Source organism: Flavobacterium sp. FlaQc-57, assembly GCF_044007395.1.
GTDB lineage: Bacteria > Bacteroidota > Bacteroidia > Flavobacteriales > Flavobacteriaceae > Flavobacterium.
In genome coordinates this window covers 960,709-975,526 of sequence record NZ_JBIPDA010000001.1, presented here as the reverse complement: position 1 = coordinate 975,526, position 14,818 = coordinate 960,709, and the positions used below count along the sequence as shown (strand labels likewise).

Here is a 14,818-nt window from a genome sequence, read left to right as displayed (position 1 = left end):
ATAATTACGTCTAAAAGAGTTACTGTCCTTTTTCAGGTTTTAGATCTTCTAAAATTGGAGTCGCAATAGATTTTACTTCTTTTTGAATTGTTTCATTTTTCTGTTCAAAAATCACAATATTATTTTTGCCTTTTTTAAGCCAGCAACCCGGTAAATATAGCGTTTGTTGTGGACCAACACTCCAGTAACGACCAATATTGATTCCGTTTATAAAAACGATTCCTTTACCAAAGTCGCGCATGTCCAGAAAAGTATCTCCGGTTTTTTTAAGATCGAAAGTTCCTTGATATAGAGTAGGACGATTTATCTTTCCAGAGTTTTTATAAGATTCTAAATTAGGTTCTGAAGCCATTGGCAATTGATACATTTTCCAATCTCCGGTAATTGTTTCTCCATTGATAATAACAGGGCTAATGATTCCTTTATTGTTCGCATTAATTTGAGAACCATAGTTAATGCGTCCCATATTTTCGACAACAATATCTAAAGTAGCATTAAAGGGAACATCAATTTCGCAATCGTATTTTTTATAATAACGATTTAATTCAGCTACTTTTTTGCCATTTACATATACGATTGCATAATCACGTAATCCGTTTAGTTCTAGTTTTCCACTAATAGGCTGTGTGAATCTTTTGCTGTACCAAACATAACCATCGCCTTGATTTAGTTGTTCGAATGACAAAGGATTGTCGTTTATAACGGGCGTAATTTTAGCTTTTAAATCGGCTAAATCAACCACTTTTGTTAAGGCAATTTTCGGAATTGTTATGACAGCTATTTTTTCTGGAACTGCAGGAGTTTCGTTTGTTTTTAATATTTCTCTTAACGCATTGTATTTTGGAGTTGCCCAACCGGCTTCGCTAATTGGAGCGTCATAATCGTATGACGTCATATCGGGTTGAATGTCGTGCTCTTTGTCATAGTTTGCGCCTGATGTAAACCCAAAATTAGTGCCGCCATGTACCATATAATAATTGAATGAAACCTGGTTGTCGAGATATTTTTGCGTTAGACGAACGGTTTCTTCCGGAGTTTGTGTTGGGAATGGCTCTGCCCAATGATCTAACCAACCCGGATAAAATTCGGCAACCATATAAGGCCCTTGTCCGTTATTGAATTGATTGACTACAGTTTTTAACTTGGCAATATCACTTTCACCATTTGCAGTTGGCAATGCGCCAGGCAAAGCACCTCCTTCAAATAGCCAACTTCCATCTGAAGTAAAAAAGGGAACTTCAAAACCGATGTCTTTTAATTGCTGAAAAACCGCGGCACTATATTTTTTATGTTCTTCTAATGGTACATCTTTGCGTTGTACAACATAAGAGCCAAATTCATTTTCGCCCTGAACCATAATAATTGGCCCGCCTTTGGTAATTTGTAAATCCTTAACCTGATTGTACAGTTCAGTAAAATAAGCTTTTGTTGCTGTTAGATATTCCTTGTTATTGCCACGAATAACCATATTTGGAACGTTTTGTAAAAACCATGGATAGCCTCCAAATTCCCATTCTGCACAAACGTAAGGGCCTGGACGAAGAATAACTAATAAACCTTCTTCCTGAGCTATTTTAATATATTCGGCTAAGTTTTTGTTTCCGGTTTTAAAATCCCAAACTCCGGGAGCAATTTCATGATAGTTCCAAAATACATATGTCGCAACGGCATTTAATCCCATTGCTTTCATCATTTTCAAGCGATGACGCCAATATTGTTGTGGAATACGTGAATAATGCATTTCGCCAGAATGAATTTGAACTGGTTTTCCATTCAATAGAAAATTCCCTTCACTTATTGCGAAAGTTTGTTTTTGTTGCGCTTTTACAAGTGAAACAGTAAACATTGAAAACAGAATTATAAGGTATATTTTTCTCATTTTGATTTTCATTTAGAATTGTTATAAAACAAGCAAGAGGGCACCATGACTTGCCCTCTAACTTTCTTTCAACTAACCAATAAAATTTTATTCTGAAAACTCTAACTTTTGTAATTTGTTCCAGCCTCCACGAGTGAAATCAGGAATTTCTACCGGAGCAGAACCGTTATCAAGTGAGATTTCTGTTAATGGACCTAAACAAGACCATTCAGCTAAATCGTATACATCCATATCTAACGGAAGTCCTTTTTGTAAACAGTGAATCAAACGATAATCCATAACGAAATCCATTCCGCCGTGACCACCAACTTTTTTAGCTTGCTCTTCAATGTTTTTTACAATTGGGTGTTTGTATTTTTCCATTAATGCTTTTTTAACTTCTTCAGGAACGAATGAGTGTGCACTTAATTTTTCGTGATTTGGTTTTACATCATCTCCTAATTCCTTACCATCTAAAGCATAACCTTCTAACGGATATTTGTTAGCAAAACCTTTTGTTCCGCTTAATTGGTACATTCTGCTGTATGGACGAGGTGAAGTAACATCGTGTTGAATTTGGATTGTTTTTCCGTTTTCAGTACGAATCATTGTCATTGTGTGATCTCCATTTCTGAAATCTTTAATTTCCTGACCTGATTTTTCTTTAATGTAAGCAGGACTTCCAACTGCTTTTGTATCCATAGAAACTAAGAAATTCATTTTATCACCACGGTGAATATTCAAAGCCTGACAAGCTGGCCCCATACCGTGTGTTGCGTAGATATCACCACGGTGTTTGATGTTGTAATCCATTCTCCAGTTGTTCCAGTATTCTCCCCAGAAAGGTTGAAGACCGTGAATGTAAGAACCTTCAGCATGAAGAATTTCTCCAAACAAACCTTGTTGTGCCATGTTTAAAGTAGTAAGCTCAAAAAAGTCATACACACAGTTTTCAAGTTGCATACAGTGTTTACGAGTTTTTTCTGAAGTATCGATAAGATCCCAGATTTCTTTCATTGTCATTGCGCCTGGAACTTCAATAGCAACGTGTTTTCCGTCTTTCATTGCCTGAACACCAATTTGCGCATGGTGTTTCCAATCAGTAGCGATGTACACCAAATCAACATTTGGTAATGCTGTTACTTTTTTCCATGCATTTTCATCTCCAAAAAATTCTTGTGCTTTAGGAAGCCCGGCTTTTGTTAAAATTTCGTTTGCCGATTGTGTGTTTTTTTCAGTCATATCACAAAGTGCAACGATTTCTACACCAGGTATGTGTGTCATACGCTCTACAGCTCCTGGGCCACGCATTCCTAAACCAATAAAAGCGACACGAACTGTTGGAATAGGAGCAGTTGCTAAACGCAAGACATCTTGTTGTCCTTTTGCACGTGCGGGAGTTTTGGTTTTAATCATTTGAGCCGAGGCAATTGTCCATCCAAACAAAAGACAAGCGACTAACATGAATTTTAAAATACTAGTTCTCATAATTTAAATAATTTGATTTGAAATGATGATAATCGAAATAGGATTATCGGAAAAATTGTTTTTGTTGTGTTGTTGTTTAGTTTTAAAAATATACCTGTTTAAGGTAAATTAGTAAAATTTATTTCGGGCTTTTTATTTGTCAAAGTTCTTGTGAAAATTGTCTTTGGCGGTGTGTTGTTATTAAAAAAGCCTCCGTTTTTTAAATAAAATGACTCTTTGTCAAGTCCGCCTGCATAATCCATTCGGTATTCTTTTACGCCTGTATTATCTGTTGTAAAACGAGCTGAATTTATTTCTGTCCAAACACCTTTATCATCGCAAATCCATTGATTATTGAATAAGATTTTACGAGATAAATCTCCTTGTTCCGGAATAAAATTTTCTAAAAATGAATGAAATCTTTTTAAATACGTATTGGTTTCCGGACGATTAAAACTAGCAATTAAAAGCCATTTTTTAAGCTCTGGAGCATAAAAATAAGCAGTATAATTGGTACTATTGTTATTTTGAGGAATTCCGTGAAGTAAAAACTTATAAGTGTTTCCGGCTTTCCAATTGTATTTCAGATAGCTTTGCCCTCCAGATCCTTCGTTTCCGAATTCTCCGGTATGAACATTTTCTCCTTTTTTAAGCATTTTAATTTTATGAGTTTCAGGAATACTGGCAGGATCATCTGTTGTGAACGGACTCCAAACGGAGAATAAAACTCTTCGTTCAGTTGCAGAGTTAACCTGAATTCCAAAGTAGCCTTCGCCAAAACCATTTGCCATAAAGTAAGACCCAATTTTGTCTTCATTTACAGGAACAGTAAGTTCGTTGTAATACCATTCGGCATTTGTAGTTTCAGGCACTTGATAATTTAAATGTACCGATGGTCCGCGACGTCCCCAGTGATAAAAGTTTCCTTCATTATTTGGGACATAAGAGATTTTACCATCATAGTCTACACTCGAAATAGTTAGACGATTAATAGATGGAAATTGCCTTCCGGTTTTGCTGATTCCTTTTATTTTGATAGCAACATAACCTTCTTTATTAATTTTCCAACTTCCAATAGTAACTGCTTTTTTTGAAGTGTCAAATTTTACTTTTTTGGATTCGTTATTAATTGAGAATTCGATTTCTGATTTTCCGTCAACGATTACTGATTCTTCAACTGTAATTTGGAATGTTCCCGGTTTGTAAATTCTAAAATAAGCTGTGAAAAATTCTCCGGAGTTTGTCCAGTTTTCTATACCATTATCTGTAATTGTATTGCTTTCTTCTACATGTTTAGAACTGTAAGCATTACCGGCCAGAGGTAAGGAAATTGAAGTTTTTGGACTCTCTATGGGATCATTTTTAGTACTATTCTCATTATTGTCAGGATAACAAAAAGACATTAATAATGAAGCCAGTGATAAGTAAAATAAGTTTTTCATTATATAGATAATTAGTTTCTTTTCTTCTTTTTGAATTACCTCTCTAATCAATACAATTAGAGAGGCTTCAAAAAACAAAAACCTAAAAAATTATGGATTTTGTGTCAAAGTTCCAGGATACGCATTAATCTCCGATTGAGGAATATATTGTACCACTCTTGGGCTTGTAGCCGGCCAGTCTACCATTGGTAAATGTGGACCAGGATAACGGCGTGTCATTGTTTGACCATTTCTATAAACATCATAACCACGATGTGCTTCAAAAGCTAATTCTAACTGACGTTCTTCGTCTACACGCTGTATTGCATTCGTATTGTCTAATGATGTATAACTTCCGCCCACAATTGATCTTTCACGAATAATATTTAAGTTCGTTAAAGCACTGTTGTAATCACCTTTTTTAACGTAGGCTTCTGCCATATTCAAATACAACTCATCTAATTTTGAGATAGGAGGAGAGTATAGGTGAGAATCATTATTTTGTAAAGAACATTTTGTGACGTAATACATTGGATATACACGATTTAATAACATCATATAGTCTTTTTCTCCTGTGTAAGTTTTGCCTTCGTATACAATTGAATACTGATTTTCGGCTGCGTTTACTACTGTTAAGTTATAATCTGTAGTTCCAATTGTAATATAATATGAACCGTTAGATTTTGTTTTAAGCGGCTGTTGCATGTAATTATATCCAGTTTGCGTGCCGCCAGTATTTTTAATGTCGTAAATAAAACGGAATGCCTGAGTTTTGGTTCCAGCTTCATCCGTATCGTATTGCGGATCAATAAAAGCCCAGCGAGCATCTTTCTTTAAACCTGATTTTCTTAATAAATCCAGGTATTTTGCACTAGCATACATTTCGCCCCATCCCTGACCTTGAATATTAGCATACATACCGCCAATCCCGTAATAATGATCATATCCTGAAAACTCTGAAGCTACACGTTTAACAGCAAAAATAGTCTCTGTTTGTTCGTCAGAATCTGGTGCATAAGTATTAGATTTCATAAAACCTTCACGGCTTAATAATTTGTATTTTCCGCTATTGATTACTTTATTAGCGTACTCGATAGATAGTGTTGCGTAATCCTGATTCGGATTTTCATACGTACCACTCATATACAAATATACTCTCGAAAGCATTGCCTGAGCAGCTTCTTTAGTCGCATATGTTGCAGATCTGTCAACAGTCATTAAAGATTCTGCCTTTTTCAAGTCACTAATAGCTTGTGCATAAGTATCTTTTACTGTTGATCTGTCTGGTAATGTAAGATTGATTAAATCTGCCGGAACACCATTTACAATTGGTACACCTAAATTAGTTTCTGGTGACTGTGCATAAGGTCTTCCGTAAGCACGACATAAATAAAAATAAACCATACCTCTCAAATAGTAAGCTTCACCTAATTGCTGGTCAACAGCAGGGCTTTGTCCTTCAGTCATAATCTTCATTAAATCACTCGATTGTGAGATTATTTTGTAACTGTTGTTCCAAAAAACAGATAGTCTATCATTGTCTGGAATATGCTGGTAGGAAATAAAAGAGTAAAATGCATCTGTAGATGTTCCTCTAATCATGATGTTATCACCAGGATATTCTCCAACTCTGTGCATAACATCAGACCAGCCTTTTAATTGTGCATAACAGCCATTTAATAAAACTTCTACGGCCGCTATTTTATCTTCTTCAATTTTGTCTTTTGTGTATGCATTAAACGGTTCTCTGTCTAAGTCACATGAGGACAGAAAACTAATTACCATACATAATATAAATATCTTTTTCATGATTCTGTTTTATAGAGTTAAGTTAAGTCCTAATACAATTTTACGTGTTGAAGGATATACTTGTGTTGCAACACCCGTAATAGTGTATTGTTGGTTTGCCGAATTATAAGTTGGAGGTAGTTCAGGATCAACGCCAGAATAATGGCTAATAGTGAACAAGTTCTCTCCAGCGATGTATAATCTTAAATTTGAAATATGAAGACGCTCAATTGATAAATTATAACCAAAAGTGATACTTCTCATTTTTAAGTATGTACCTGTTTCTAAGAAACGTGAAGATGCTTTGTTTGATTGGCTATTGTTATCATAAAGTGCCTGCGGATGTGTTGCAATATCACCTGGTTTTTCCCAACGACTCCATCCACTATGAAGTTTCATTTGGTTTCTATCATTATAAGCACCATCTGAATCAAATTCTGCTCTTGCATAATTGTAAATCTCACCTCCAACTGAATAACTAAAAATAGCAGCAAAATCAAAATTCTTGTAATTTACACTTGTTGAGAATCCTCCAAAAAAGTCGGGAGTATAAGCTCCTATTACTTTTCTATTTTTAGAAGCTTCACCATAATCGCTTGTTTTTACACGTGCGCCCGAAGCATCTGTAGTGAACCATTGTGGTTTTCCGTTTTCAGGATTAACACCAGCCCATTCCGTTAAATACCAACTGTCAACATCTTTTCCGGGAGTTAATAATTTTGATGCAGAGCCAGCAGCTCCGCTACCATCTCCAACAATAATTTGTTGTTTATCTCCGTATAGACTTGTTACTTTATTTTTATTAGTTCCAATATTAGCATCTACAGACCAGCTCAGGTTTTCATTTTTAATGATATCAACATTAACAGAAGCTTCAAAACCTTTATTGTTTACCGCACCTACGTTTCTCCAAATGCTGTTAATTCCAATTACTCCCGGAAGTGGTACTTGATATAATAACCCAGAAGTATTTTTATTGTAATAATCTAAAGTAATATTTACTCGTTTAAAGAAGCTTACATCTACACCAACACCACCTGTAAAAGTTTTTTCCCAACTTAAATCAGGGTTTGCCAATTGTGAGATTAACGCTCCGGGGCTTTCGTTATAACTGCTTTTCGAGAAAGAATATAAAGGCAGGTGAGGGTACAAACTGTTTGGTCTGTTTCCTACTGAACCATAACTTGCTCTAAGTTTTAAGTTGTTGATATAATCTGCATGAAAGAATGCTTCATTATGAATGTTCCATCCTCCACTTATTGAGTAAAAGTTACCATACTGTGCATTTTTTCCAAAGTTTGATGCTCCGTCACGACGGAATGAAACCTGTGCTAAATAACGATTATCGTACGAGTAATTTACATTTGATAATAAAGACTGTACAGCCCATTGTGATCTTCCGCCAGCTACCTTTTCAGGAACTGCGGCAGCATCAGGAGCTACAATTCCGGGAGGAATTCCCGTTGCAATTGCCTGACTAAATTTTTTATTGTACTCATTCCACTCATAACCGGCAACGGCATTAAAAGAATGTTTGTTGAATGTTTTATTGAATTTCACCAATTGATTGGTATAGATCCTGTTATAAGTATCAAAGTTGTCTTCTATTCTACCTTTTACTGAAACTCCATTTGCTGATCTTGGATCTGTATAATAACTCGAATTTGAGTTTCCAAAAATGTAATTGTTTACAGATGAAAAAGTCAACCAACTTGTAAATTTAACATCAAAATCAAGATTTGTTCGAACAGTATAGGTTTCAGATTCACCATAATTCCACTGTAAATCATATAAGTAGTTTGATCCGGTTGTGTTTACCCAAGTTGGGTTTGGTGCATTTCCTACTAATGAGCCATCTGGTAAATATGGGCTGTCCCAAGGCATATTTGCATACAGAGCATATACATCATGTTGTTTGTCTAAAGTAGATTCTCTGGTTAAATTTACCTGAGGTCTTAATGTAAACCAACTGCTTGGTTTGTATTCAAACTTCATAAGACCACTGTATTTTTTGTAGTCGTAGCCTTTAATAGCTCCAGTTTCATTGTAAACACCAACAGAAACATAACTTTTAAAGTTTTCGCCACCACCGCTAAATGATAAGTTGTAATCTTGAGCAATACCCGTTTGAGTTGCATTATCCCACCAGTCAAAGTTTTTGTTTCTTAATTCAGGTTTCCACCACCAAACGTTTTGAAAAGTTTCTTTGTTCGCAAATGAATCATATAAATCATATAATTCAGCGCCATTCATAATTTTGAAATTTCCATTGTTTATGGTAGTCATAGCAGTTTTTGCAGAAAAGTTAATGGTAGATTTTCCGTTTTTTCCACTTTTTGTAGTTACTACAATTACACCATTTGCTCCTTGAGATCCATAAACAGCTGTAGAAGCTGCATCTTTAAGAACGGTTAGAGTTTCGATATCTGCCGGATTCACATTTGCAGAAGTATTCCCCACAATAACTCCGTCAATTACCCATAAAGGATCTGTGCTACCGTTAACAGTTGTTCTACCTCTAATAATTACTTTAGCTGCAGCTCCCGGCTGTCCGCCACCTGTATTTACAAATACACCAGTGGCTTTTCCTGCCAACATATTTTCAACATTAGGCGTGGTTACGTCTACGATTTTTTTATTGTCTAAAGTCTGTAATGATCCGGTCAGACTTTCTTTTTTTACTTTGCTGTATCCAACTACGACAACTTCGTCCATTTGTTGGCCGGCTTCTTTCATTACCACTTTTAAAATACCATTTCCTGCGGGCATTTCCAGATCTTGCATCCCTAAAAATGTGAAGACCAATACAGCGCTTTCATTTGGTACTTCAATAGCAAAACTTCCGTCCATATCAGTTTGAACTCCTTTTGTTGTGCCTTTTATAATAACATTTACTCCAGGAACCGGAATTCCTTTTTCATCAACAACTTTACCTTTTACTATTTTTTGAAATGCTACAAAACTAGTTTCGCTTTTCGAAATTTCTTCTGAAGCTGCTGCAGTGGTATCTTGAAAACTTAAAGCCAACAAAGAAAGTAATGTCGTTTTTAAAGTTTTTTCAAGTACAGTATGCAACCTGAAATTTCTAGGTTTTTTTGAGAATGTTTCTTTCATACTCTTGATTTGGTTTTGGTTAAAGAATGTGTTTTTTGTTTGGTTGTTTTTTATTCAAAAAAATAAATTTTCAACCTTGATTTTTTACTTTTTAAACGAACATAATGCCGATTAAAAGGTTTAAAAAAGAGCGAAAAATCTGGCTCTATTTTTAGATTATTTGACGAAACTATCGATTATATTTTTACTAACCAAGAAAAAACACAAAAAATGTGCTCGAACACACAAAATAAGTGTTCTCGAGCACATAAAATTGCATTAAACGCTTTTTTAAATTTAAAATAATAAGATATTTTTAAAATAAAGTACAAAAAAATGCGTACTTTATTTTAGGGGTATATGTAGTGATTGTGTTTAATTGTTAAATAATGCGAAATGGTGATCTGTATTTATGATAATATCGCAATCATTGATAAATAATTTTGACAATAAATATGTTTTTTTAGTGAAGTGAAAACGAGTGTTTTTTTGCTGGTTTATTCATTTTGAATCTGTTTTTTAATGCCTTAAAAGCATTGACTTTTTGCAATAATGGTGTCGAATTATTTCGTTTAAAAAAAAGTACCTTAAAGTGTTTTTTTGAAGTTTTTAAATTTTTTGAAACATGTAATTTATTGCTTTTTAAAATTTATTATTTTTTGAGAATCGGGTATCAAATTTTAAGGAAAAATAAAAGTTTTTAATTGCTTTGAAAATGAATGATATTAAGTCGTTTTTTTGTGTTTAGAAGTCATTTATTGCAATTGTATCAAATGATATTGAATCGTTAAAAAATGATTTTAAAATGCTTTAATAATTTTCTGGTGACTAAAAAAAGGTTAATGAGATTTGGCCGTTAATAAAAAAGTCATTCAAAACAGATTTTACCTAAATCTACTTTGAATGACTTTATTGTTTTGTTTTTGAACGGTATAGACTTTTTCTGAAAGTTATATTTGTTTTCAGGAATGTGTTAAATTGTTTTTTTGCTAATTATACTCGACGCGAGTTAAGTTTAATTTTATTTTGCAATATCAATGCTCAACTCAGAGTTTTTTAAGTCTAATTCCTCACGTTTCATTCCTTTTAAAAGAATGTTTTTTCCGAGTACTTCTTTACCAAATTTATTTCCGCTGATTGCTACATTTTTACAAGCCTCAAGCCTGAAATTTTGTTTTTCAGGATATAAGGGAGTAAATGCAAAACTACGCTTGATTGTATTGTTTTTGAAGCTTAATCCGTCAACAGATACGGCATAAAGAATAGGATAGTCTGATGGATTAAAACTGTTGTTTTCGATTTTTATATTTTTGTGAAATGACTTTAAAGCGTTTGGCTCAGGAATTTCAGGATAAATGCTGATTATAGCTTCACAGAATTGATAGGGAGACGAATTACAAGGAAATCTAAATTCGTTATTTTTGATTGTAATGTCTTTTACAGCGCCACTTTCGTACCAATAATTAGCATCTCCTGCGATAAGAATTGCAGAACCGCTGGTTTCGAAAATATTGTTCTCAATTATCACTTTTCCGGGAGTAGAGATCAGATAACCACGTGCGCGATTACTGCCCACAAAACAATTAGTAATCGTTGCATTTGGCGTCCAGCTTAAATTTTCTAAAACAAAATTAGCATCTATATTGGCGGGGATTTTCTCTTTAAACCTGATGATGAAATGATCAACATCCAGAGGTTCAAAACTTGAAACGGTTCCATAGGATAAAGTTCCCATTTCTTTCTTTTCAATAAAGCCAACTTTATCACCAGCGACTGCCCACAATAATCCATGAGACATATCTTGCCCAAACTTGCATTTTACAGCATATTCATCTACTTTTTCGGTTACAGGAACATAAGTTCCGTGAATGTTAATCGGATCGTCCATTAAGCCTTGTGCATCGCAATTATCAATGATAATTTCGCCTTTGCATCCCATAAAATGTAATCCGTCATCATGACCGCTCAAATAGCGATTTTTATGTGGATTTGGAATCATATTGACGTTTCTCATTTCTATATTTTCGCAGTATTGAGATAAAATCCCTAGACCGGAAGTGTGATATACATTAATGTTTTCCAGTTTGGTATTTTTGCTATGAAACAAAAACATTCCGGCATGATCTCGTGTTCCGTGTCTTAGTATTAAGAAGTTGCCAACTGTGGGAGTTTTAGTAAAATTACCTTCCATTAAAACAAATCCGGGTTTTATTTCGCTGTACTTTACATTTTTAAAATCTCCTTTTACGCAGCCATTGTCGCCTGTATTTGCTGGGATGATATGTTTTTTGTCAAATTCAATTAACCACGAGCCGCCAGATAACGCCCAATTTTCTTTTGCATTTTCGCCAACGAAAGTCAGCCCTTTTTCATGGATTTTATAAGGAGATTGAGTAATGTCAATCTTCATTAAGATATGTTTTGCATCAGCTTCCAAAACTTCAGCTTCAGAAGTTAATGGAACGTTCCAATCTATATTTACATTTTTGATTGTAATATTTTCGGCATTGTCCAGAGTAAAAGGCTGAATATGTTCGTGATACACAAAATCAGATTGTTGTGCATCGATGGTAATATTCTTTTTCTGCTTAATAAGAATTGCTAATTTTCTGGAATCAGCATCATAAGTATTGCTTTCGTAATACGTTTTGAAATATTTAGCATCCGGATAGAAATCATAACGTCCTTTTGGAAAAATTATTTGTACAGATTCATTGCCTAATCCTTCAATAAGTTGATTGACTTTGGCAGTTAAGTTCTCTTTAGTATTGGCAATAATACCATAATCTTTAACATTTATTTTTTTGACTTTGTTTTGCGCGTTGCAAACCGTGAAAATAGAAAGTAGGGCGTATGTTAAAAAAAGTTTTTGCATTTTTTAGAGGCTGTTTATTTCTAAAATGTTGATTATTAAAAGTAACGGTGCATAATAAAGGCTTAAGTTCATCTTTATTACACACCGTATTTTATTTTAATAAAAAGGTTTTAAGCTAATTATTTTTGACTGCTAAATTTTTTGATTAGCGGAGTTACGTGTTTTTTCGTGTCTTCGTCAAGTGATGATAATGCTTTTTCTGATTCATCAGTTGAGAATTTTGACAATCCGAATATTCCACCAGCAATTACATTATACGATTGATTTTTAATACTTTCCTGCATTAATCCTTTATAAGAAGCATCACCAGTAGACGCTAATTTTACAATAGCAGCCGCTCTGCTAGCCGTTTTTTTGTCATTTTTAGCTATGTTAAGTAAGCTTTTTAATGCGGCTTCTTTAATTTGATTATCACTTAAATCAATTGCTTTAATGCTCAAGATTCTTAAATCATCTTGTTGATCTTCCAGACCTGCCAAAAGTATTAATTGTGCTTCGTGGCTTTTATCATTTGCAGCATATTTTATGGCCTCAATTCTATTATAATATGTTGGAGCATTTTTGTATTGAAACAAATAATCGGCAACTTTTTTGTTATCTAAAACCTGACCAACTAAAATTTTATCAGGATCAAGGTCTACAAAATTCGGTTGAGCAGGAACATCAAAACTGAAATTTTGTTCTCTTTTATCAATCAAAATATCCTTTCTTATTTTGGTTCCGTTTACGTAGAAATCTACTTTTAAAGGCAAGCTAAAGGTTTGTGTTGCATTGTCCTGAACTTGTTTTACTGCAATTGTCGCTTTTCCGTTTGCAAAGCCATATTCAACATTCAAAATCGGATTTCCGCCCTGATAATACCATTGGTTAAAATACGGACTCCAGTCTTTTCCGGTAACATCTTCCATTGCCAAACGCAATTGATGTGTTTCTCCACTCTTTAAAGCATTGGTTGTTAAATAACGATTTAATGATTTAAAAAATGCAGCGTCGCCCATTTGGTTTTTTATTGCATATAGTATAATAGAACCTTTTGAGTAGCTAATATTATCAAACATATCATCTCTGTTCTTGTAGTAAAAACGAGCTAAAGGCGGACTGACTCCATTTTTAGAAGAGCGTAAACAGTTCTGTAATTTTTCATAACGAGATCTGTCTTCAGCATCTTGTCCTGCATCGTGACCGTGCCAAAGGACTTCACCAAAAGTGGCAAAAGATTCGTTCATTGTTAAGTTTGACCAAGATTCAGCCGTTACATAATCACCAAACCATTGGTGAAAAAGTTCGTGAGCAATGGTGCTTTCCTGATTATCGTCAATTAATTCTCTTGCAGTTTTCTGTACATATTCGCCGTGCAAAGTAGCCGATGTATTTTCCATTGCACCAGAAACGTAATCTCTGGCAACAATTTGCGCATATTTTACCCAAGGATATTCGACACCTAACATTTTGCTGTAGAAATTCATCATATCGGGTGTTTTTCCAAATATTTGTTTCGCGTATGGAGCATATTTTGGCTCTAAATAATAGCTAACTTCTTTTCCGTTATATGTGTCTTTATAGATTTTAAAATCTCCAACAGCCATCATGAACAAATAAGGAGAATGTGGTAAATCCATTTTCCAGATATCAGTACGAGTGCCATTTGCATTTGGTTTTTGCGAAGCTAATTTTCCATTAGATAAAGTGGTGTACTTAGCATCAACCGTCATAGCAATTTCAGAGGTTGTTTTTTGATTTGGTTTGTCAATAGTTGGAAACCAGGCAGATGATGCTTCAGTTTCACCTTGTGTCCAAATCTGGATTGGTTTGTCGTCTTTTCCGTCAGGATTTATAAAGTACAAGCCTTTTGCATCTGTTATTGCTTTGCTTCCTTTTACTTTTAACTCATCAGGTTTTGCAGTATAATCGATAAAAATGGTATAATTCTCTGTGCTTTTATACTTTCTATTTAAAGTAATAAAAAGCTGTTCACCATCATTAGTGAATTTTAAAGACGTTTTTGATTTTCCCTGAATAATGGCAATTTCTTTAATATCCATTCCTTTTGCGTCCAGCGTCAGCGAATCCGTTTCGTAAAAGTGTGGTTTTAAAGTAAGCCATTCTTTTCCGTATAAATATCTCTTACCATAATCAAAAGACACATCTAGTTTTGTGTGTACTAAGTCATTTACTTTTAATGCTGTTACTCTATAAGTAGATGATTCGTCTTTATTTTGATCGGCATTTTGGGCTTCTATATTTTGGCATGCTAGTAAAACGATGCTAAAAAGGGAACATTTTAAAAATAGTTTGTTCATTTTATTCGATTTAGAA

At 34.3% G+C, this 14,818-nt stretch carries 7 protein-coding genes; all 7 read right to left on the bottom strand.

Going from position 1 to position 14,818, the window contains the following annotated elements; all coding sequences use genetic code 11:
• Window positions 1-19 precede the first annotated feature (19 nt).
• Window positions 20-1,879 carry a beta-galactosidase family protein gene (locus ACHRVZ_RS04095; protein WP_395420906.1) on the bottom strand — a complete coding sequence of 620 codons (1,860 nt, stop codon included), beginning with the start codon at window positions 1,877-1,879 and terminating at the stop codon, window positions 20-22.
• An 87-nt stretch (window positions 1,880-1,966) separates the two neighbouring features.
• Entirely contained in the window at window positions 1,967-3,322 is a 1,356-nt protein-coding gene (locus ACHRVZ_RS04090; RefSeq protein WP_395421291.1) for a Gfo/Idh/MocA family protein, read from the bottom strand.
• Between the two features lie 122 nt (window positions 3,323-3,444).
• Window positions 3,445-4,767: a DUF3472 domain-containing protein gene (locus tag ACHRVZ_RS04085; protein WP_395420905.1), complete on the bottom strand. Its 1,323-nt coding sequence runs from the start codon at window positions 4,765-4,767 to the stop codon at window positions 3,445-3,447.
• Between the two features lie 90 nt (window positions 4,768-4,857).
• Window positions 4,858-6,555 carry a RagB/SusD family nutrient uptake outer membrane protein gene (locus ACHRVZ_RS04080; RefSeq protein WP_395420904.1) on the bottom strand — a complete coding sequence of 566 codons (1,698 nt, stop codon included), beginning with the start codon at window positions 6,553-6,555 and terminating at the stop codon, window positions 4,858-4,860.
• A gap of 9 nt (window positions 6,556-6,564) precedes the next feature.
• The gene (locus ACHRVZ_RS04075) at window positions 6,565-9,648 is read right to left on the bottom strand and encodes a SusC/RagA family TonB-linked outer membrane protein (protein WP_395420903.1); all 3,084 of its coding nucleotides are present in this window, start codon (window positions 9,646-9,648) and stop codon (window positions 6,565-6,567) included.
• Between the two features lie 1,000 nt (window positions 9,649-10,648).
• Window positions 10,649-12,502: a hypothetical protein gene (locus ACHRVZ_RS04070; protein ID WP_395420902.1), complete on the bottom strand. Its 1,854-nt coding sequence runs from the start codon at window positions 12,500-12,502 to the stop codon at window positions 10,649-10,651.
• A gap of 119 nt (window positions 12,503-12,621) precedes the next feature.
• Complete coding sequence (locus ACHRVZ_RS04065; RefSeq protein WP_395420901.1) at window positions 12,622-14,802, bottom strand: M1 family metallopeptidase; 2,181 nt, start codon at window positions 14,800-14,802, stop codon at window positions 12,622-12,624.
• Window positions 14,803-14,818: the final 16 nt, after the last annotated feature.

Bases quoted from the DNA above. Each gene is read 5' to 3' on its own strand.
- ACHRVZ_RS04095 (WP_395420906.1), bottom strand. From the start codon at position 1,879: ATGAGAAAAATATACCTTATAATTCTGTTTTCAATGTTTACTGTTTCA.
- ACHRVZ_RS04090 (WP_395421291.1), bottom strand. From the start codon at position 3,322: ATGTTAGTCGCTTGTCTTTTGTTTGGATGGACAATTGCCTCGGCTCAA.
- ACHRVZ_RS04085 (WP_395420905.1), bottom strand. From the start codon at position 4,767: ATGAAAAACTTATTTTACTTATCACTGGCTTCATTATTAATGTCTTTT.
- ACHRVZ_RS04080 (WP_395420904.1), bottom strand. From the start codon at position 6,555: ATGAAAAAGATATTTATATTATGTATGGTAATTAGTTTTCTGTCCTCA.
- ACHRVZ_RS04075 (WP_395420903.1), bottom strand. From the start codon at position 9,648: ATGAAAGAAACATTCTCAAAAAAACCTAGAAATTTCAGGTTGCATACT.
- ACHRVZ_RS04070 (WP_395420902.1), bottom strand. From the start codon at position 12,502: ATGCAAAAACTTTTTTTAACATACGCCCTACTTTCTATTTTCACGGTT.
- ACHRVZ_RS04065 (WP_395420901.1), bottom strand. From the start codon at position 14,802: ATGAACAAACTATTTTTAAAATGTTCCCTTTTTAGCATCGTTTTACTA.